We start from the raw sequence: 18903 nt of genomic DNA, 5'->3' as shown, positions 1-18903 counted from the left end.
GTGGCATCCGTCCGCCGGTCAGGTACCCGGCTGCGGGTCAGCCCGAAGCCGGCCGTGCCGCGGGCTGTTGGGGTTCAACAGGGAGTGCCGGTAGCCGTAGAAACCGTAAACCAGCAAGCCGATGACCAGCCAGATGCCAAAGCGCAGCCAGGTCTCCCAATGCAGCTGCAGCATCAGGAAACCGGAGGCCAGCACCCCAAAGGCCGGCACAAACGGCATCAGCGGCAGCCGGAACTCCCGCGGTGCATCCGGCTGGCGGTAACGCAGCACAATCACGGCCACGGAAACCACCACAAACGCGGCCAGGATGCCGATATTGGTCAGGTCCGCCACGGCACGGATGGGGAAGAACCCGGCCAGCAGGGCGGAGGCGCCGCCGGCAATCCAGGTCACCCGCTGCGGGGTGCCCCGCCTGTCGGTGCCGGCAAACCAACCCGGCAGCAACCCGTCGCGGCTCATGGAGAACCAGACGCGCGTGACGCCCAGCAGGAACGTGAGCATCACGGTCAGGATGGAGAGCACGGCAAAGGCGGAGATCACGGTGGCTATGACAGGCAGCCCGGCGGCCTGGAACGCCGAGGCGAACCCCGCCGTGGGACTGATATCCCGGTAGTTCTGCATGCCGGTCAGCACCAGGGTGGCCAGGACGTACAGGAGCATCGCCACCCCCAGGGACAGCAGGATGGCCTTGGGCATGTGCTTCTTTCCGTCCTTCGCCTCCTCCGCCGCGGTGCTCATGGCGTCATACCCGAACACTGCGAAGAAAACCGTGGCCGCACCCGTAAAGACCGCGCCGAAGCCGCTGGGCAGGAACGGGGTGTAGTTCTCGGTGTTGATGTAGAAGAAGCCCAGACCCACGATGAAAAGGATCAGCAGCACCTTCAGGCCCACTGCCACCAGCTCAAAACGGCCGAACGTCCTGGTGCCGCGGCTAAGGATCCAGGTGATGAACAGGCAGACGACGGCGGCGGGCAGGTTGATCAGCCCGCCCGCCACGGTGTCGCCCGTGCCCTGCATCCACACGGGCATGTCGATCCCGAACCCGGCGAGGAACTCGGTGAAGTATCCGGATATGCCAATGGCCACCACTGCCACGATCGCGGTGTATTCCAGCAGCAGGTCCCAGCCGATGAACCAGCCGATCAGCTCCCCCAGGGCAACGTACCCGTAGGTGTAGGCGGAGCCGGCACGCGGGACCATCCCGGCGAACTCGGCATAGGACAGGGCAGCTGCCGCGCTGGCGAGGCCGGCAACCAGGAAGGAAATCAACACGGCCGGACCCACCGGGGAGGCGTCCGGGCCGCCGTTCGCCACCAGCCCCGCGAGGGTGAAGATGCCGATACCGATGATGCCGCCCACACCGATGGCCGTCAGCTGCCAGAGACCCAGGCTCTTGAACAGCTTGTTGCCGGTCTTCTCTTCATCAACCTCGTCAATGGGCTTGCGGCGGAGGACCGAACCTCCGCGGCCCGCGACTGTGGACATGTCTGCTCCGATCCGTGCGCTGCGGTGCCGCCGGGACTGGGCGTCGGGGCGCTGCTACGGCAGAAGTATGGACCCGTGCGAGGCCATCGGGTACCCCTGACGGCTACCTGTTCCACCCGACTGTTCCGTTGCCGGGACAGGGTCTCCCCGTACCGCGCAGAAGCCTTGCGGGCCGCGGACCCGCGCCACAGAATTGAGCCAGGTCGCTCCAGTCCGCCGCCGGGCACCGCCGCCGGGCACCGGCGTCGGACATTGACGGGAAGGCGGGAACGGGTTGTCGATGGAACTTCTGCCCACGCACGGCATGCGGATCAACGAATGGCTGGGCACCTACGGGATGAACCGGGGCCGCTACGAGGGTGCGGGCGAGGGGATTTTCGCTGCGGTGGTGGCGCGCCTGGCCGACGACGGGTTGAACTACCACCACATCCAGCACCGGGTGAAGGAGTCCCAGTCGCTGGGCAAGAAGCTGGACCGCCGTTCCGAGGACGGGGTGCCACGCTATCCCAACGGCCTGGCGGACATTGATGACCTGATCGGCGTCCGGATCATCCTGTTCCTGGAATCGGATATCCCGGCACCATGGAAGCACTGTCGGGCACATTCGTGGAACTTGACCATGTGGACAAGTCGGCAGAGCAGAAGACCCGCGGCGACTTCGGGTATTCCGGCCAGCACCTGGTCCTGCAGGTTCCGGAGGACAACGCCCCGGCAGGGTGTGAGGCCTACGGCGGGCAGCGGTTCGAAGTGCAGTTCCGGACCATCCTGCAGCATGCGTGGGCCGAGTTCGAGCACGAAATCCGGTACAAGGGCACCGGGCCGGTTTCTCCGGAGGTGAACCGTGCCTTCACCCTGGCGTCCGGGCTGATCGAACTGGCCGACCGGGAGTTCGATGCCATCAACCATGTGGTGGCCCTGCAGCGGCTGCGGGGCCAGGCCAAGGTGGCCGGCACCGCGACCGGCGATGAGCTCACGGCCGCAGCGCTGCGCGAGGTGCTGGAGCAGGAGCTGCCGGAAAACCCGCGAAGCAGGGCCGAGCACTATGACTGGCTGGTGCAGGTGCTGGAGGCCAACACCGTCTACTCCCTGGCGGAGGCTACAGCGCTGCTGCGCTCGGCCGACTGGCCGTCACTGGGCCAACGGCTGCGCTACCGGTTTCCCCCGGGGCACGTACGCGCAGCAGATGACTTCCTGCTGGAGCAGTGGGGCCGGGCCTACATCCAGCGGACGGCGCATTTGAGCGAGGACGGCACGCGTCGCGGAAAACTGGAGTACCGGCTGCGCCGGCTGCTGTCCTGACCTGCCCCGGCGTCCCTGCATGCAAAAGCGGGGGTGGCGACTGTCCGTAAACAATCACCACCCCCGCTGCATAAAGGAAAAGCCTTATTTCATCAGCGAAGAATCTGGAACTGATATTCGGGTTCCAGGCCGGTAACCAGCAACTTTCCTGTTTCCTCGTCCTTTGTCAGGTGGAAGACGATCTTGGCGGTAGCCTCCTCGTCGGCATGCTTCCCATCGACTTCGGCAATGTTCTTGTATTCAAGTTCGAGGGTCACCATGATTGCATTGCGCCCGTCCGCAAGGGAACCGGCGCTGATGGACGCAGTCTGGATTTCGCGGTCCTTGATATGCGCCGCCTCGTCGCCGTAGACCAAGCCGTAGTCCAGCTTGCTGTCGTCATGAAGCCGGTGCGAACCCTTGAAGACCACTGCCAGGTTGGGATCGTCGGAAATCAAGGCGTTGTAGATATCCTGCGCCCAGGCAGGATCAAACTTGTCCTGGTTGGCCTTCCACCACTCCACTCGTGCTTCGAGGTCATTCGGGGCACCGTTGCCCGCAGTGTCGATCATATCCACGGCCATCTCAACAGAGAGGCGCTGGGCTTCCTTGATTTCATCCTCGCTCCACACCGTGGCGGTCACCGGATCGACCACCGATGCGTCGTAGTCGAAAGCGGGATCGTCCGGAAGGATGGTGGTTTTGCGCCAGGTCCCGTTTTCGTCACTGGCGGGTTCCTTCAGGGTCGGCATGCCGTTGATGGTCGGCCCGTAATCGCTGTTGGCTGCAGCTGCCGTAAACGTAGCGTCTGAAGCGGCTTTCGGATCATCCCCGGCAGCGCAGGCCGATGTAAATAGAAGCGTGCCGGCGATGCCGGCCACTGTTAGGGACCGTGACAGCCTGGCCTGGATATTCCTCGACATATTAAATTTCCCCCATGGTTATGCCTTGAATGTTGAATTATTAAAGAGCGAAACAACAAGCCGTAACTTATCACGGCTATTCTCCGGTATTTACGGCTAGCGCTGTTCCCGCAGGGCGGCCGCGGCATCGGTGGCCGTGGTGCGGATACGGTACAGGCTGGACGTGGCCGTCATGTAAAGCGTCCGGCCGTCGGCACCGCCAAAGCAGACGTTGCTGACGGTCTCCGGCACCGAAATATGCTCGAGCAGTTCCCCCGCAGGGGAGAAGACACGGACGCCGTCCCCGCCGGAGGACCAGATGTTGCCGTCGGTGTCCACCCGGAAGCCGTCCGGCACGCCGGGCGCAACCCGGACGAACACCCGCCCGTTCTTCGCCTGGCGTCCCTCGACGACGTCGTAGGCCCGGATGGGGTTGCCCTCCGGCTGCGCCGGACCCGCGGGGGAGACGGACTCCTCGGCAGTGTCCGAAACGTACAGGACGGACTCATCCGGCGAGAACGCCAGGCCGTTGGGTGCCATGATGTCCGTGATGACGGCGGTGAGTTCCCTGCTGGCCGGGTCGAAGCGGAACACGTACCGGTCCCCGTATTCCAGTTCCCCGCCATGCCCCTCGGCCGGATTGTCGATGCCGTAGGAGGGATCGGAGAACCAGATGGTGCCGTCGGACTTCACCACGACGTCGTTGGGGGAATTGAAGCGCACCTCGCCGAAGCGGTCCACCAGCGTCTCCACGGCGCCGTCGCGGTCGCGTTCAATGGCCCGCCGCCCGTGCGAGCACTGGACCACCGCCCCGTCCGCGTCCAGGGCCCGGCCGTTGGTGAACTCCACATCGTGCCCGTAAACGCTCAGCTCGCCCGTGGTTTCGCTGTATTCCAGGATCCGGTTGGAACGCACATCGCTGTACCGCACGGCATTGCGCTGCGGAACCCAGGCGGGACCCTCCGCCCAGACAGCTCCGGTGCCCACCTTCTCGAGGATGGCGCCGTCTTCCAGCAGCGTTCCGGGGCGGGTATCCATAGGGGTTCTCCTAGCAGTGGGGATTTCGGGTCTGTGTCCTTTTATACGCCACCGGCGTACGGTGGCGGGGGCGAACCGAGGCGGATCGCCAGGTCGGCGCGGGTGCGGGAGGCCCGGACCAGCTCGGCATTGGGCTGGTCCACGTCCCGGACCCAGGCCGCGGCCGCGGCCGGGGTTTTGCCGAAGCGGATATGCCGTTCCAGCAGGCGGGAGTGCCGCTGCTCGTCGTCGTCGACGTACCAGACCTCGTCGCAGTGCGAGCGGACGTGCCGCCATTCCGGACGGTCCAGCAGCAGGTAGTTACCTTCCGTGAGGATGACGCGTGCGGCGGGGAATACCGGTATGTCGCCGGCCAGCGGCTGCTCCAGTGTCCGGTCAAAACCCGGCGCATAGACCACGGCCGTGCGGTCTGCCCGCAGCCGGCCCAGAAGCGCCGCGTAACCGCCGGCATCAAAGGTTTCGGGGGCGCCCTTGCGCTCCAGCAGGCCCAGCCGTTGGAGCTCACGGTCCGAAAGGTGGAAGCCGTCCATGGGCACGTGGGCAAACCGGCGGTTTTCCGGGGGCTGGTGCTCCGGGTTCATCGCCTGCACCAAAGCCTCCACCAGGGTGGTTTTGCCTGCGCCGGGAGCACCGGCCACGCCGATCACCAGGGTTGTCCCGGCCTGGTCGGCCAAGGCCAGGACCCGGTCCTTCACCTGGGCCAAAGTTGTCAGTGCCACGGTTCTTCGCTCCTTCTGCCCGGCCGGCACCAGTCTATGACCAGGCCGGTGCCGGTTTCCCCCGGGACAATCGGCGGGGCGTCTCCTAGGCTGAGGTGCACGGCGTTTCGATGTCTGTTGCAAAGGAGGCGGCCATGGGCCGGAAACGTACGCTCTTGAGGGCAGCAGGGCAGGGCGCCCTGGCCGGTCTGGCAGGTGTGGCCGTAATGACCGCGGGCGAGAAGGTGGAACAGTCCGTAAGCCGGCGGCCCAACTCCTATGTGCCGGCCCGGACACTCCTGAGCCTGCTCGGCAGGCATCCGGCCCCGGACGCGCAGCCCGCTGCCTGGAACCACGCCATGCACTGGGGCACCGGGGCCGTGCTTGGTACCCTGCGCGGAATCTGGTCAGTCACGGGGATCCGCGGCCCCATGGCGAACACGACCTTTAGCGTGGTCCGGCTGGCGACGGACCAGACCCTGGAGAACGCCACCGGCATCGGGGCGCCGCCCACGTCATGGCCCCTGCCCGAAACGCTGGTGGATGTGTGGCACAAGGCGGTTTATGCCTGGACCACCGGAGTGGTTGCGGACGCGTGGATAGCGCCGGTTCTGGAGTCCAGACAGGGCACCACCAGCCACTGACCGGGCGAGGGGGGAGAGGAGCCGGGAGCGGCCTAAGCTGGAGGTGTTCCCTACCGGAGGAGAAATACGTTGTCCCTGCTGACCCCCTTGATCACCAGTGCCGGCCTCATCGGCGGCTACAAGACCGCCCGTGACACCGGCAACCGCCAGCTCGGCGGAGCCGTTCTGGCTGCAGCCGGCGCCGCAGCGTTTGCCCTGTGGAAGCGCGACGCCGGCACGGGCACGGCCGCGGCCCTGACCACCGGCTACGTTGCCGCATTCGGCCTGTCCCACCCGCTGGCCAAGAAGATGGGCGCCTGGCCCTCCGTCTTCACCGTGACCGGCGCCGTGGCCCTGGCCTCGCTGGTCTTCGGCCGCAAGCGCTGAATCTCCCTGGCTGCCGGGCGGGGACAGCGGTCCCGGCCCGGCCTTGCCGGCGGCGGGCCCCGGGCGGCAAAAAGCCGGGGCAGTGCGGGAATCATCGGCCCGGCGTCGTCGTTATACCTGATGCGGGCGGAAGAAGGCCCGCAGCGGCAGCCGGGGCACCGGCGTCGGATTGGTAATTCAATACGGGGATGATCGGTTTCGACGATGTTGTTTGTGCCAGGGGAAGCGGGCCGAGAACGCAGAGTTATCTCGTTAACGCTCTCTGCAAAACAATAAGTGCCAAACCTATGCGCACTGACTTCGCTCTCGCTGCCTAAGCAGCCGGAGTAGTCCGTCAGCCCGGAGTCGCTCTCGCTCCGGATCCTGGCGTCGTTTAGAGGGCCACTGCTGAACGCCCCCGCCGTCGGGGTGTTCGGGACTTTTTGACGGCTGGGCCCGGATCAGCCACCTGTTTGCAGGATGGCTGGGGCCGAGAAAATCCGACGCATACTGCGCCCGGAGAAGCCCTGGCAAAACAACACCGGACGGGGGTTCGATTCCCCCCATCTCCACCACGCCAAAGGCCTGCCCCTGTAGGGGTGGGCCTTTCGCGTTTCCGGGGGCGCTGTGTTCCGGCACTAATCTGGTGAAGGAGAAACCGGTACCCGCGAAGGGACACCCATGCAGGCATTGACCATTACCCCCGGACAAAAGGACTCACTGGAACTGAGGGACTTGCCGGACCCGGGGCAGGGCAGCGTGCTGGTGGATGTGCTGGCCGTGGGCCTGTGCGCGACGGACCGCGAAGTGATTGCCGCTGAATTCGGCAGGGCACCGGAGGGGCACAAGCATCTGGTGATGGGCCACGAGAACCTGGGGCGCGTCGTTGAAGCCCCGGAAGATTCCGGACTGGCCGCCGGCGACCTGGTGGTGGGAATTGTCCGCCGTCCCTGTGCGGAGAACTGCCGGGCGTGCGCTGCCGGTGAGTGGGACATGTGCCTCACCGGCACCTACACCGAGCACGGCATCGAGGGCCTGGACGGCTTTGCCCGGGAACGCTGGCGCGGAGAGCCGGAGGACATGGTCAAGCTGGATCCCTCGCTGGAACGCGTGGGGGTGCTGCTCGAGCCGGCAACCATCCTGGCCAAGGCGTGGGAGCAGATCGAGCGGATCGGCAGCCGCGCCTATTTCCGCCCGCGCGTTGTTGCGGTCACGGGAGCCGGTCCGGTCGGCCTGCTGGCCGCCATGTTCGGCATCCAGCGCGGCCTGGAAGTACATATCTTCGACTTGGAGGACGACGGTCCCAAGGCCGCCCTGGCGAAGGAGCTGGGCGCCGTCTTCCACACCGACACCCTTGCCGACTCGGGCATCCTGGCCGGCATCATCATCGAATGTACCGGTGCCCCAGCCGTGATCCGGGAGGTGCTGAAGCACGGGGCGAAGAACTCCGTCACGTGCCTGACGGGTGTTTCGGAAACAGGCGGCGAGGCACCGGTGGACCTCGGGGCACTGAACCTGGGGCTCGTGATGGACAACCGGGTGGTGTTCGGCACCGTCAACGCCAACCGCCGGCACTATCTCAAGGCAGCCGCCGCACTGGCCAAGGCGGATACCGCGTGGCTGGACCAGATGATCACCCGCCGGGTGCCGCTGGCTGATTACGTGCAGGCCTTCGAAGAGCACGACGACGACGTCAAGGTGGTTTTGGATCTCGCCTAGGCAGGTGCAAATCCTGGGTTCTGCTGCCGGTTTGAGATTTTGCTGCCGGTTTGGGAAATCCCTCCGCTGCAAACCGGCAGGGATTTCCCAAACTGGCAGCCGTTTCCCAAAGTGGCAGCGTTTTGCCAAGGATTCCATCCATGGACGCAGCATTCGTGAGGTACCAACGACAGAGCTCAGCCGCCTAGGCAGGTTCCGCTGACTGTTTCTCCCACGCCGCTTGGGTGATAGACCGGAGGGACCACGGCCGCTGCGGCGGCCACGGCAACTCGCATTGGAGGACGCACATGGAGAAGGACACCGATTTTCCCGTCATTCCCGACGGTTCGGACGCCGACCGCGCCGACCAGTCGATTTCCGCGATTCCCGGTGCCGGCGACGCCGGACCCGCCGGGGAAATCCACCGGGACGGTTCTGAGGCGGACGGCGTGGAACAGGAAGTACCCGTGATCCCCGGTGCCGGCGACGCCGGGCCCGCCGGGGAAATCGACCGCGACGGTTCCGAGGCGGACATCCTGGAACAGAAGGCCGAGGTCCCGGTGGATGACGACGGCTATCCGCAGGGAGCCGGCGAGGACTAGCGCCGGCTCTGCGAGGCTAGGCCGCCCTCCGCCCCCGTAGAATGGACGGCGGCAACACGGCCTATGGAAGCAGCAGGAGCGGCGTGAATCTTTTCGACCCCGGGGCGGTCTTCGACGTCGTTGACCTGGCCGGCGTGCTGGCCAACGGGGTGCTCGGCGGCGCGGTGGCCCGCCAGTTGCGCATGGACCCGGTTGGTTTTATTGTCCTGGCCCTGAGCTCCGCGCTGGGCGGCGGCGTGCTCCGCGACACCCTGCTGCAGGCCGGCCAGCCCGTGGCACTGACCAACCCTGCCTATCTTTACACCGCCATTGCCGGGGCATTCATCGCCTACGCCATTGAACTCAAGGGCAAATGGGCCAACCGGTTCCTCATCGTGACGGACGCATTTGCGCTGGGATGCTGGGCGGCAACCGGTACCGCAAAGGCCCTGGCGACCGGACTGGAGTGGCTGCCGGCCATCCTGATCGGCTGCGTGACCGCGGTGGGCGGCGGCATGATCCGCGACATCGTGGTGGGGCGGGTCCCTGCCATTTTCGGCGGCAACACCCTGTACGCCACCGGAGCGCTGGTGGCTTCCGTGGAGATGGTGGTGCTCTACAGTATGGGCATGCAGAACCTGGGCATGGGCGTGGCGATCGGCACTTGCGCCGTACTGTGCATCGTGGCCCGGCGCCGCGGCTGGCGGCTGCCCGGACCGGGGGAGTTTACCGTCCGGCTGCCGCGGCGCACGCGGCCCGCGGACCGGGCCGCGGACCGGGCGGGCTGGCCCCGCCCGAAGCTGCGGAAGCCGCGTTTCCGCCGCGGGCAACTCCCGTACCCCGGGGGCCAGGAGGCCGACGGCGACGCCCCGGGAACGGATTCCGCCGGCCGCTAAAGTGCGCATTAGGGGTGTAAAACGTGTTTTGGGGCGGAAATAATCCCGGAAAAGACGGCTTTTGCAGTCCGCATTTCCGGGAGTAGCGTGGCAAATATGACTGCTTACAAAAGCGTAAATCCCGCCACCGGAGAGACCCTCCGGGAATTCCCCGAAGCCACCGACACGGAAATCGGGCAGGCCGTTACCGCCGCGCACGATGCATATGCGCGGTGGCGCACCGAACCGGTGGAAACCCGCAGCAAGGTCATCTCCCGGGTGGCCGAACTGTATCGGGAGCGTGCCGACGAACTGGCCGGGCTGATCGCCCTGGAAATGGGCAAGCCGCTGCGTGAGGCGAAGGGCGAGGTGGCCCTCTCCGCCAACATCTACGAGTACTACGCCACCGAGGGTCCCGGCTTTATGGCCGACGAGCAGCTCGATCCGAAAGGCGGCGGCACCGCCGTCGTCCGCACCCTGCCCGTAGGCGTGCTGCTGGGCATCATGCCCTGGAACTACCCGTACTACCAGGTGGCCCGCTTCGCCGGCCCGAACCTGATGCTCGGCAACACCGTCCTGCTTAAGCACGCGAACAACTGCCCGCAGTCCGCCCTGGCCATGGCGCGGATCTTCGCCGACGCCGGGGTGCCGGAGGGCGCCTACGTGAACCTGTTCGCCACCAACGGGCAGGCTGCAGACATCATCGCGGACCCGCGCGTCCAGGGTGTGTCCCTGACGGGCAGCGAGCGGGCGGGCGCCGCCGTCGCCGAGGTGGCCGGCCGGAACCTGAAGAAATACGTGCTGGAACTGGGCGGCAGCGACCCGTTCATTGTCCTGGACAGCCAGGACCTGGACGCCACGGTCAAGGCGGCCGTCGCCGGGCGCATGGGCAACGCGGGGCAGGCCTGCAACGCGGCCAAGCGGTTCATAGTGATGGACAACCTGTACGAGGACTTCGTGGAGAAGTTCACCGCACGCATGGCCGCCATGGAGCCCGGCGACCCGTTGGACCCGGCCACCCGGTTCGGGCCGCTTTCCTCGCAGGCTGCCGCGGACGGTCTGGTGGAACAGATCCGCGACGCCGTGGACCGGGGCGCAACGCTGCGCACTGGCGGCGGGCACATCGATGGGCCCGGAGCCTTTGTGCAGCCCACGGTCCTGACCGACGTCACCCCGGATATGCGGGCCTTCACCGAGGAACTGTTCGGCCCGGCCGCCGTGATCTACAAGGTCTCCAGCGCGGACGAAGCCGTGGAGCTGGCCAACAATTCACCGTTCGGCCTGGGCGGAACCGTGTTCAGCACGGATGAAGAACGGGCCATGGAGGTGGCGGACCGGCTGGAAAGCGGCATGGTCTGGATCAACGGCACCGCGGGTACGCAGCCGGATCTGCCCTTCGGCGGCGTCAAGCGCTCCGGCGTGGGCCGTGAACTGGGTCGCTATGGGATGGATGAGTTCGTGAACAAGAAACTGATCCGTACACCGGCTCCGCGGTAGCCGCAGTGGCGCTCAGGCTGCGCGGGTGTTTTCCTGCTCCAGGTTTTCCGGCTCGGTCCGGGAACCACCCGCGTGGCTGCTGGGTCCGTTGAACACGACGTAGCGGTAGGCGAAATAGCGGAAGATGTTGCCCAGCCCGATGCCCACGATGTTGCCCGAGATGTTGTCCGCGAACTGGCTGCGGAAGCCCAGCACATAGTGGGAGACGTAGAGGCAGCCCGTGGAGATGAGCAGTCCCACAAGGTTGGTCAGGGCGAAGAGCAGGGTTTCGCTGCGGATGCTGCGGGTGCGCAGCTTGCGGAACGTGATGTAGCGGCTGCCCAGCCAGGAGACGGTGGTCGCGGCCGCGACGGAGATGGTCTTGGCCAGAATCGGGTCGTCCTGCATCGCAGTGGAGGAGAGGATGTTGAACAGGCCTACGTCCACTACAAAGGCAACGGCACCTACGGCCGAAAACGAGCCCAGGCGCCGGGCGATTGCGCGCACCTTGTTGGTCTTTGCCATTCACGAAATCCGTTCAACGCGTTCGCAACGGGACGCAGCTTCCTGCCCGCGCCGGTGCATGAGCACGGTGAGAGCCTTTACCTTCGGATGATTGCACACCGTGCATCCGGCCGCAAAATCCGCATAAACGCAAGCGGAATCAGGGCAGTGTGACGGTAAAGACAGTGCCCTTCCCGGCTTCGCTTTCCATGGCGATGGTGCCGCCGTGTTCCTCCACAATGCGCTTGGTGATCACCAGGCCCAGCCCCACCCCGGGGATCTGCGCACGCCGCGCGGTGCCGGAACGGAAGAACTTGGTGAACACCTCGGCCTGCTCGGCCTCCGTCATGCCGATGCCGGAATCGGCCACCCGCAGGATGGTGCTGCCGGCCTCCGTGCGCCACGCGCTGACGGTGACCTGTCCGCCGTCGGGCGAGTACTTCACGGCGTTGGAAAGCAGGTTGTCCAGCACCTGGGAAAGGCGCTTCGGATCCGCCAACACCGGAAGGGTCTCAGGCACCTCGGCGACAATCTCCACGGCATTGATCTCGGCGCGCGGCGCGGCGGATGTAATGCAGGACCGGACCAGCTCGGCCATATCGGTGGCTTCGCGCTCAACGCTTGTGGAACCGGCGGCGGCGGAGAGAAGGTCCGACACCAGGTGCAGGAGCTTTTCCGAGTTGCGCTGGGCAACCTTCAGGGACGAGGCCACGTAGGAGGGGATGGCGTCCTCTTCATCAAGGGCCAGTTCCAGGTAACCCATGATGGAAGTCAGCGGCGTGCGCAGTTCGTGGGACACGTTCGCCACGAAATCGTCCTTCGCCGCCACGGCGTTAACCAGACCGGTCACATCGCTGTAGGCGATCACCGAGCCGCGGAAGGCGTCGTCGTCGCCCTTCATGGAACGGGCGGACACGCTCAGCGCCTTCTGTTCCTCACCCTCGCCGTACCAGACGAGCTGGTCCGAGAAGGACTGCCCGGCCGCAGCCCGCCGCACGGGGCGCTGCTCCAGCGGAACCGGCGTGGTGCGGTCGGGGCCGAAGATCAGCATCTCGCTTTCGGTGGGGCGCTTGGTAAAGTACGGCGCGGCCAGGCGCTCGTGGAAGCGCTGGCGGGAGTTGGTCAGGATGCGCCGGCCGTCCTCGTCGATGACCACCACACCCACCCGCACGGTGTCCAGGATGGTTTCCAGCATCGATTCCTTGCGCAGGCTCTCCAGCAGCGAGGCCTGCAGCACCACGTCCTTTTCCTGCAGGACCACGGCCTGGGCGGTGAGGCTGGCTTCGGCTTCCGCGCGGGCCGCCTCGGCGTCTTCTGCGGTGCGCAGGGCCGAAATCAGGTCCCGCTCATAGAGGCGCCGTTCGTGGGCATAGAAAGCGACGATCTGGTCCAGGGCGGGACGTTCGGCGGTGGCAGGCGTCCGGGTGGCGGAGAGCAGCACAGGGACCCGCTGGCCGTCAGCTCCCAGGAGATCGACGGCGAGCTCCGCGAACGACTCGTTCATTCCCAGCTGCGGCATGGCATGGGTGGTGTAGACAATCCGGTCCCCCACCGGCAGCAGTTTCAGGAGGCTGGTGCCGCACAGCTCCTCCATGGTTTTGCCTGTCCATTGGAGCACCACGGCGTTTGCGGAGACAATGGTGCCGTCCGCCAGCGTGAGGATATGTCCGGCCGGGGCGTTGTTGAACAGTTCCTCGTAGTTGAGCGGGAAAAGCCGGTCCACCACGGGCTACTTTGACTGCTGCAGGAAGCGGAGGATGATGGCCGCGGTTTCATCCGGCGCACTGACGTGCGGGAGGTGGCCGGTGGCCTCCATCTGGACCAGGGTGCTCTGCGGGATGCGGTCCTGCAGGTAGCGGCCCACGTGCGGCGGGCAGAGCAGATCGGCGGAGGCCTGCATGATCAGCGTGGGGACTGCGACCTGTGCCAGCAGGTGGCGGACGTCCGACAGGAACGCCACCCGGGCAAACTGACGGGCAATGGTGGGATTCACCCGGCAGAAACTGCCTTCGAGCTTGGCGCCCAGGGCGGGGGTCTCCGGATTGCCCATGATCACCGGTGCCATGTTGGCCGCCCAGACCAGGTAATTGGTGTCCAGGGAATCCAGCAGCTCATCGAGGTCGGCCCGGCTGAAACCACCTTCGTAGCCGTCCTCCGGGTAATCCATGTAGCTGGCGGAGGGAGCCACCAGGACAAGCCGGGCCAGGCGTGCCGGGGAGGAAGCGCCCGCAGCGATGGCCATCATGGCGCTGACGCTGTGGCCGACGAACGTGACGTCCTGCAGGTCCAGTTCCTCGCATAGTTCCAGGACGTCACGCACATAACCGTCGAGTGCGGAGTATTTCGCCGGGGTATATGCGGAGATATCGGAATTGCCGGCACCCACATGGTCGAAGAGCACTACTTTGTACTGGTCCGTGAAATGCGGCAGCACACCTTCCCACATGCCTTGGTCGCAGCCGAAGCCGTGGGCGAAAAGCAGCACCGGACCGTCGGCCCGTCCCAGAACACGGACGTTGTTCCGGGTGCGGATATCAGTTGTCATGTACTTCTGTGCCTGCTTTTCTTCTTCAGCCCTGCCCGCCATACCATGTGCGGATTCAACTGCACACTTTACAGGTTCCAAGCCGCGTTTAATGGCCGGCTTGGTTCCGTTCGGAAATCTCTTTAATGTGCCGCTCTACCGCGGATTCCTGTTGCTCAGGCCACTTGTTATCCGCCGCTTCCCGGGCAACCCGAATGGTGGCTATCCATCCCCACACCTTGGTCCTTTTTCCGACATAGCCGGGTCCGTACCAGCGTTCCTGCCCGGCATCGTTCGGCCGTACGTTTCCGGTTACCTCCAGGCCGCCCTCGGTGAAGATTTCCAGCCTGGTCAGGGCACGCACCAGCGGGACCAGCCCGGCGACGTCGCCGGCTTCCGGCGCCGTGCTGCCGTTCCACGGAAGCAGCGCGACAATAAAGTGCTTCCGGGCCCGGGGCTTTAGCTCCACCACCTGTAAACATGCCCAGGCGCCCGACGGCGACTGTACGGGAATGACGTCGCCGGCCTCGAGCGCGGTGGCCGTGCGCGGGGAAAAGGGAAAGGTGCGGGCAGGCATGCTGCCATGGTGGCACGGAGGCAAACACTTCGAATTACGCAAAACGCCGCAATCCCATCCTTTACCGCGGACTGCGGTCCTGGGCGCCTGTTCCTCAGTCGATGGCAAAACGGAGCTCGGATGCCCCGCCGTCGAACTGGGTGGCGGCAATCAGCCGCATTGGGGCAGTGGGGCCCGATACCGGCAGCAGCCGCCGGCCGCTGCCCAGGGCGACCGGCATGTAGGTCACCCACAGCTCATCCAGCAGTCCGGCGTCGGCAAACTGGGCCGCCACATTGCCGCCGCCCACCAGCCAGACGTTGCGTTCCCCGGCGGCCTGACGGGCTTGCTGCAGGACCGGACGAATGTCCCCGGCAGCGAATCGGATGTCCGCCTCCGGCGGTGCCGGGTCCTCCCGGCTGGTCAGCACCCAGCAGGGCTGGCGGTATTCCCACTTATCCGGTTCCTCGGCCCGGAGCCAGCGGTAGGTTTCCCCGCCCATGACCACCGCACCCACGCCGGCTATAAAGCGGTCATAGTGTGCCTGGAAAGCCTTGAACCCGAACTGCAGCAGCCAGTCCAGGTTGTTGTCGTCGGTCGCGATAAAGCCATCCAGGGACGAGGCGACGTAATAGATGACCTTGGGCATGCCGAAAGCCTACCGGTGCCGCGAATGCCGGGGCAGGGGACGGGTCCAAACCGGCCGGTGCCGGCGCGCTTCCCGCCCATCTGGGATAGGTTGTCAGTGATGCATCATAAGCAGCCTGACTATTTTCGGCTCCGGCCGGCGGAGTGCCTCCGGCGGGCGGAACGGGGAGGGAAAAACATGAGCGAGCGGCTCGTAGCGGACCTGATTGTTGAACGCCTGCAGGCCTGGAATGTGGAGCGGGTATTCGGCTACAGCGGAGACGGCATCAATACGGTGCTGGGTGCCATGCGCCGCAGCGGCAATCCAGAATTCGTCCAGGTCCGGCATGAGGAAAATGCCGCATTCATGGCCGTCGGGCACGCCAAGTACACCGGCGGCGTCGGAGTGGTGATGTCCACCCAGGGTCCCGGAGCCATCCACCTGCTCAACGGCCTGTATGACGCCCGGCTGGACGGGGTGCCCGTGGTGGCCATTGTGGGGCAGCAGTCGCGCAGCGTCCTCGGGTCCTCCTATATGCAGGAGGTGGACCTGATGAACCTCACCCGGGACGTGGCCTCGGCCTTCCGGCAGCAGATCAATTCCCCCGAGCAGGTGCCGCTGGTGCTGGACCGCGCCTTCAAGAAGGCGCTGGCCACCGGTACCCCCGCCGTCGTGATCATTCCGCATGACGTGCAGCAGGCCCCGGCACCGGAACTGGAACAGGAACACGGCATCCTGGCGACCGCCCCGGTGTTCCGGCCCGCCCGGATCACGCCCGCGGAAGCGGACATCAAGGCCGCTGCGGAGCTGATCAATGCCGGTTCGAAGGTGGCCCTGCTGGTGGGTCAGGGCGCGCGGAATGCCCGCGCGGAGGTCCACGAGCTGGCGGAGAAGATCGGCGCCGGCATCACCACCAGCCTGCTCGGCAAGCCGTACGTGGATGAAACCGCGCCGCTGGCCGCCGGGACCATGGGACATCTGGGCACCGCGTCCGCCGGGTACGTGCTGGAGCACTGCGACACCCTGCTGATCATCGGCTCCAATGACCCGTGGACCGAGTTCTACCCCGCGCCGGGCAGCGCACGGGCGGTGCAGATTGACCGGGACGCCTCGGCGATCGGCAACCGGTATCCGGTGGAGATCGGCATCACGGGCGACGCCGGACCTGCCCTGGAGGCGCTGATCCCGCTGCTGGAGGCCCGGCCGGACTCGCCGTGGCGGGGCAAGGTGGAGGAAAGCGTGCGCCGCTGGCATGAGCTGGCGCGGGTACGGGCCATGACGGAAGCGGATCCGGTGAACCCGGAGCGCGTGGTCTATGAACTGAACCGGCGGCTGCCGGACAACGCGCAGGTCGCGGTCGACGTCGGCAGTTCCGTGTACTGGTACGCCCGCCAGCTGCACCTGCCCGAAGGCGTGCCGGCGCACCTGTCCAGCACGCTCGCGAGCATGGGCTGCTCGGTGCCGTACGGCCTGGCGGCCAAGCTGGCAGCCCCAGACCGTCCCGTGGTGGCGCTCTCCGGTGACGGGGCCATGCAGATGGCCGGCGTGACCGAGCTGATCACCCTGAGCCGGCTCTGGCAGAAGTGGGCGGATCCGCGGTTCGTGATCTGCGTGCTGAACAACCGCGAATTGGCGGAGGTGACCTGGGAGCAGCGCGAAATGGAAGGCGATCCGCGGTTCGAAGACAGCCAGTCGCTGCCGGACTTCAAATACGCCGAGTACGCCAAGCTGCTGGGTCTGGAGAGCATCCGGGTGGAGGATCCGGAACTGCTGGGGGAGGCGTGGGACGTTGCGCTCGCCGCCAAGCGGCCGTTCCTGATTGAAGTGGTGACGGACCCCGCGGTTCCGCTGCTGCCGCCGTTCCCTGCCGGTGCGGCGCAGGCCGAAACCATGAAGGACGGGCTGGACCAGGAAGGAACGGCGGGTGAACACTCGCGTCGGCTGCTGGACACGTACTTGGCGCAGGAAGAGGGCCTGTACCAGGACCTCTGACGGTTCCGGATAACGGAACGGGCGCACCCGCCGGGGTGCGCCCGTTCCTCCTTTCGGCGGACCGGTCCTTGCCTGTCTGCGGTTAGGTGCGGGTGGGTGCGCCGAGTTCTACGGGTTCTTCGTCGTTGAGGTATGCGGATTCGGAGTGGGCGATCAGGTCGATGCCCTTGAGTTCGCTTTCCTCCGGGATGCGCAGGCCAATGGTCAGCTGCAGCACCTTGGCAATCAGCCAGGTTACCGCGAACGAGTACGCCAGCACCGCCAAGCAAGCCAGGGCCTGGATGCCCAGCAGGGAGAACCCGCCGCCGTAGAACAGGCCGCTGACGCCGTTGGGTGCCGCGCCGGTGGCGAACAGCCCGATCAGCAGGGTTCCCAGCAGACCGCCGACGGCGTGTACCGCCACCACGTCCAGGGAATCGTCAAACCCGAGCCGGAACTTCAGTTCGATGGCCAGCGAGCAGACCAGGCCGGCCACTGCACCAATTACTACCGCGCCAATCGGACTCACGGCACCGCAGGCAGGGGTGATGGCCACCAGCGCGGCGATCAGTCCCGACGCCGCGCCCAGGCTGGAGGAACGACCCAGCCGCATCCGTTCCATCAGTGCCCAGCCCAGCAGCCCGGCGGCGGCAGCCACGGCGGTGTTGAGGAAAACGACGGCGGCGGAGTGCCCGGCGCTCAGCGCGGACCCGGCGTTGAAGCCGTACCAGCCGATCCATAGCAGGCTGGCCCCCAGCAGGATCAGCGGCCGGCTGTGCGGCTGGCCGTGGGAGTGGGGCCAGCCCTTGCTGCGGCCCAGGACCAGGGCCAGCGCCAGGGCAGCGACGCCGGCGTTCAGGTGCACCGCCGTGCCGCCGGCAAAGTCGATGGCGCCCAGCCGGTTGGCAATCCAGCCGCCGACCACCGACCCGTCCTCGTTGTCGAAGGCGAACACCCAGTGCGCCACGGGGAAGTACACCAGCGTGGCCCAGAGCCCGGCGAAGACCATCCACGCGCCGAACTTCATCCGGCCGGCGGCGGAGCCTGCCACCAGGGCGGTGGTGACGCAGGCAAACATCAACTGGAACGCCGCGAACAGGGCCACCGGGATGGAAGCGGCCGGGTCCTCGGTGAGCACGCTGGACAGGCCAAGGAATTCCACCGGGTCTCCCAGCAGGCCCAACCCGCCGAGCGAGTTGCCGAAGGCCGCGGAATAGCCGTACAGCACCCAGAGGACGGCCACCAGGCTGGCCCCGCCAAAGCACATCATCATCATGTTCAGGATCCGCCGTGAACCCACCATGCCGCCGTAGAAAAAGGCAATGCCGGGGATCATCAGGCAGACCAGCGCGGAACTGGCCAGCAGCCAGGCCGTGTTTCCAGAGTCCATGGAGGTACTCCCGTTCAGGTCGGACGCCCGTTGTGCATCTGCGGCGGGAATGCCCCGGGCAGCAGCCGGGCGGAGGATGAGGGACGGATCAGCCCCCGAAACTGATCGGCACCCCGGTACCGGCGGTGCTCGTTCCAGAATGGAGCGGTGATGTTACGGGCGGGAGCGCCTGCAGGTTAGCGCTGTGTTAACGCCCACTGGGCGTCTGCTGGGAGCTTGCTGGGTGGGCCGGGCGCGCGCCGACGGCGGCGGGCTAGGCCTACAGCTCGGTAGTCACCACCGCCGGACAGACGGTTGAGAGCTACCAGGT

18 protein-coding genes and 1 other RNA gene are annotated in these 18903 nt (G+C 66.2%); 9 read left to right on the top strand and 10 right to left on the bottom strand.

Features of this window, described 5'->3' with window-relative positions; all coding sequences use genetic code 11:
- Nucleotides 1–18 precede the first annotated feature (18 nt).
- Nucleotides 19–1485 carry an amino acid permease gene (locus AC5RUF_RS10710; protein ID WP_493997313.1) on the bottom strand — a complete coding sequence of 489 codons (1467 nt, stop codon included), beginning with the start codon at nucleotides 1483–1485 and terminating at the stop codon, nucleotides 19–21.
- Nucleotides 1486–2067: 582 nt separating this feature from the next.
- Here AC5RUF_RS10710 and AC5RUF_RS10705 point away from each other — a divergent pair.
- Complete coding sequence (locus AC5RUF_RS10705) at nucleotides 2068–2784, top strand: GTP pyrophosphokinase (RefSeq protein ID WP_494130549.1); 717 nt, start codon at nucleotides 2068–2070, stop codon at nucleotides 2782–2784.
- A gap of 92 nt (nucleotides 2785–2876) precedes the next feature.
- Here AC5RUF_RS10705 and AC5RUF_RS10700 read toward each other — a convergent pair whose 3' ends face one another.
- The 3 genes from AC5RUF_RS10700 to AC5RUF_RS10690 form a co-directional block, all read right to left on the bottom strand.
- The gene (locus tag AC5RUF_RS10700; protein ID WP_494130548.1) at nucleotides 2877–3686 is read right to left on the bottom strand and encodes a hypothetical protein; all 810 of its coding nucleotides are present in this window, start codon (nucleotides 3684–3686) and stop codon (nucleotides 2877–2879) included.
- Nucleotides 3687–3782: 96 nt separating this feature from the next.
- Nucleotides 3783–4703 carry an SMP-30/gluconolactonase/LRE family protein gene (locus tag AC5RUF_RS10695; protein WP_494130547.1) on the bottom strand — a complete coding sequence of 307 codons (921 nt, stop codon included), beginning with the start codon at nucleotides 4701–4703 and terminating at the stop codon, nucleotides 3783–3785.
- Between the two features lie 41 nt (nucleotides 4704–4744).
- Complete coding sequence (locus AC5RUF_RS10690) at nucleotides 4745–5422, bottom strand: nucleoside/nucleotide kinase family protein (RefSeq protein ID WP_494130546.1); 678 nt, start codon at nucleotides 5420–5422, stop codon at nucleotides 4745–4747.
- 134 nt (nucleotides 5423–5556) lie between these two features.
- Here AC5RUF_RS10690 and AC5RUF_RS10685 point away from each other — a divergent pair, with 134 nt between their 5' ends.
- The 7 genes from AC5RUF_RS10685 to AC5RUF_RS10655 all read left to right on the top strand — a co-directional run bounded on the left by AC5RUF_RS10685 (nucleotide 5557) and on the right by AC5RUF_RS10655 (nucleotide 11041).
- Nucleotides 5557–6045, top strand: a complete 489-nt coding sequence (locus AC5RUF_RS10685; protein WP_494130545.1) for a hypothetical protein — start codon at nucleotides 5557–5559, stop codon at nucleotides 6043–6045.
- A 69-nt stretch (nucleotides 6046–6114) separates the two neighbouring features.
- Complete coding sequence (locus AC5RUF_RS10680) at nucleotides 6115–6411, top strand: hypothetical protein (RefSeq protein ID WP_227911875.1); 297 nt, start codon at nucleotides 6115–6117, stop codon at nucleotides 6409–6411.
- Nucleotides 6412–6595: 184 nt separating this feature from the next.
- Nucleotides 6596–6965: a transfer-messenger RNA gene (gene ssrA, locus AC5RUF_RS10675) on the top strand.
- Between the two features lie 106 nt (nucleotides 6966–7071).
- Nucleotides 7072–8109 (top strand): glucose 1-dehydrogenase, encoded by a 1038-nt coding sequence (locus tag AC5RUF_RS10670; RefSeq protein WP_494130544.1) that lies wholly within the window; start codon nucleotides 7072–7074, stop codon nucleotides 8107–8109.
- A 287-nt stretch (nucleotides 8110–8396) separates the two neighbouring features.
- Nucleotides 8397–8690, top strand: coding sequence for an Rv3202a family protein (locus AC5RUF_RS10665; protein ID WP_493998217.1), 294 nt, complete (start codon nucleotides 8397–8399; stop codon nucleotides 8688–8690).
- Nucleotides 8691–8773: 83 nt separating this feature from the next.
- Nucleotides 8774–9565 carry a trimeric intracellular cation channel family protein gene (locus tag AC5RUF_RS10660; RefSeq protein WP_494130543.1) on the top strand — a complete coding sequence of 264 codons (792 nt, stop codon included), beginning with the start codon at nucleotides 8774–8776 and terminating at the stop codon, nucleotides 9563–9565.
- Between the two features lie 96 nt (nucleotides 9566–9661).
- On the top strand, nucleotides 9662–11041 hold the full coding sequence (locus AC5RUF_RS10655; RefSeq protein WP_493996832.1) for an NAD-dependent succinate-semialdehyde dehydrogenase: 1380 nt from the start codon (nucleotides 9662–9664) through the stop codon (nucleotides 11039–11041).
- 12 nt (nucleotides 11042–11053) lie between these two features.
- Here AC5RUF_RS10655 and AC5RUF_RS10650 read toward each other — a convergent pair whose 3' ends face one another.
- The 5 genes from AC5RUF_RS10650 to AC5RUF_RS10630 all read right to left on the bottom strand — a co-directional run bounded on the left by AC5RUF_RS10650 (nucleotide 11054) and on the right by AC5RUF_RS10630 (nucleotide 15253).
- Nucleotides 11054–11545: a GtrA family protein gene (locus tag AC5RUF_RS10650; protein ID WP_493996831.1), complete on the bottom strand. Its 492-nt coding sequence runs from the start codon at nucleotides 11543–11545 to the stop codon at nucleotides 11054–11056.
- A gap of 139 nt (nucleotides 11546–11684) precedes the next feature.
- Nucleotides 11685–13247 carry an ATP-binding protein gene (locus AC5RUF_RS10645; protein WP_494130542.1) on the bottom strand — a complete coding sequence of 521 codons (1563 nt, stop codon included), beginning with the start codon at nucleotides 13245–13247 and terminating at the stop codon, nucleotides 11685–11687.
- Nucleotides 13248–13253: 6 nt separating this feature from the next.
- Nucleotides 13254–14069 (bottom strand): alpha/beta fold hydrolase, encoded by an 816-nt coding sequence (locus AC5RUF_RS10640; RefSeq protein WP_493996829.1) that lies wholly within the window; start codon nucleotides 14067–14069, stop codon nucleotides 13254–13256.
- An 88-nt stretch (nucleotides 14070–14157) separates the two neighbouring features.
- Nucleotides 14158–14625, bottom strand: a complete 468-nt coding sequence (locus tag AC5RUF_RS10635; RefSeq protein ID WP_493996828.1) for a hypothetical protein — start codon at nucleotides 14623–14625, stop codon at nucleotides 14158–14160.
- Nucleotides 14626–14719: 94 nt separating this feature from the next.
- Nucleotides 14720–15253 (bottom strand): dihydrofolate reductase family protein, encoded by a 534-nt coding sequence (locus AC5RUF_RS10630; RefSeq protein ID WP_493996827.1) that lies wholly within the window; start codon nucleotides 15251–15253, stop codon nucleotides 14720–14722.
- A 177-nt stretch (nucleotides 15254–15430) separates the two neighbouring features.
- Here AC5RUF_RS10630 and AC5RUF_RS10625 point away from each other — a divergent pair, with 177 nt between their 5' ends.
- Nucleotides 15431–17224, top strand: a complete 1794-nt coding sequence (locus AC5RUF_RS10625; RefSeq protein WP_493996826.1) for a thiamine pyrophosphate-requiring protein — start codon at nucleotides 15431–15433, stop codon at nucleotides 17222–17224.
- 82 nt (nucleotides 17225–17306) lie between these two features.
- On the opposite strand, the gene AC5RUF_RS10620 is transcribed toward AC5RUF_RS10625, so the two are convergent.
- Nucleotides 17307–18593: an ammonium transporter gene (locus tag AC5RUF_RS10620; RefSeq protein ID WP_494130541.1), complete on the bottom strand. Its 1287-nt coding sequence runs from the start codon at nucleotides 18591–18593 to the stop codon at nucleotides 17307–17309.
- Nucleotides 18594–18903 lie beyond the last annotated feature (310 nt).

Source organism: Arthrobacter sp. Y3224198, from assembly GCF_059090025.1.
Note: the sequence above shows the minus strand (reverse complement) of the source record. Positions and strands in the feature narration are given on the sequence as shown.

Bases quoted from the DNA above. Each gene is read 5' to 3' on its own strand.
- AC5RUF_RS10710 (WP_493997313.1), bottom strand. From the start codon at position 1,485: ATGTCCACAGTCGCGGGCCGCGGAGGTTCGGTCCTCCGCCGCAAGCCC.
- AC5RUF_RS10705 (WP_494130549.1), top strand. From the start codon at position 2,068: ATGGAAGCACTGTCGGGCACATTCGTGGAACTTGACCATGTGGACAAG.
- AC5RUF_RS10700 (WP_494130548.1), bottom strand. From the start codon at position 3,686: ATGTCGAGGAATATCCAGGCCAGGCTGTCACGGTCCCTAACAGTGGCC.
- AC5RUF_RS10695 (WP_494130547.1), bottom strand. From the start codon at position 4,703: ATGGATACCCGCCCCGGAACGCTGCTGGAAGACGGCGCCATCCTCGAG.
- AC5RUF_RS10685 (WP_494130545.1), top strand. From the start codon at position 5,557: ATGGGCCGGAAACGTACGCTCTTGAGGGCAGCAGGGCAGGGCGCCCTG.
- AC5RUF_RS10670 (WP_494130544.1), top strand. From the start codon at position 7,072: ATGCAGGCATTGACCATTACCCCCGGACAAAAGGACTCACTGGAACTG.
- AC5RUF_RS10665 (WP_493998217.1), top strand. From the start codon at position 8,397: ATGGAGAAGGACACCGATTTTCCCGTCATTCCCGACGGTTCGGACGCC.
- AC5RUF_RS10655 (WP_493996832.1), top strand. From the start codon at position 9,662: ATGACTGCTTACAAAAGCGTAAATCCCGCCACCGGAGAGACCCTCCGG.
- AC5RUF_RS10650 (WP_493996831.1), bottom strand. From the start codon at position 11,545: ATGGCAAAGACCAACAAGGTGCGCGCAATCGCCCGGCGCCTGGGCTCG.
- AC5RUF_RS10640 (WP_493996829.1), bottom strand. From the start codon at position 14,069: ATGACAACTGATATCCGCACCCGGAACAACGTCCGTGTTCTGGGACGG.
- AC5RUF_RS10635 (WP_493996828.1), bottom strand. From the start codon at position 14,625: ATGCCTGCCCGCACCTTTCCCTTTTCCCCGCGCACGGCCACCGCGCTC.
- AC5RUF_RS10630 (WP_493996827.1), bottom strand. From the start codon at position 15,253: ATGCCCAAGGTCATCTATTACGTCGCCTCGTCCCTGGATGGCTTTATC.
- AC5RUF_RS10625 (WP_493996826.1), top strand. From the start codon at position 15,431: ATGAGCGAGCGGCTCGTAGCGGACCTGATTGTTGAACGCCTGCAGGCC.
- AC5RUF_RS10620 (WP_494130541.1), bottom strand. From the start codon at position 18,593: ATGGACTCTGGAAACACGGCCTGGCTGCTGGCCAGTTCCGCGCTGGTC.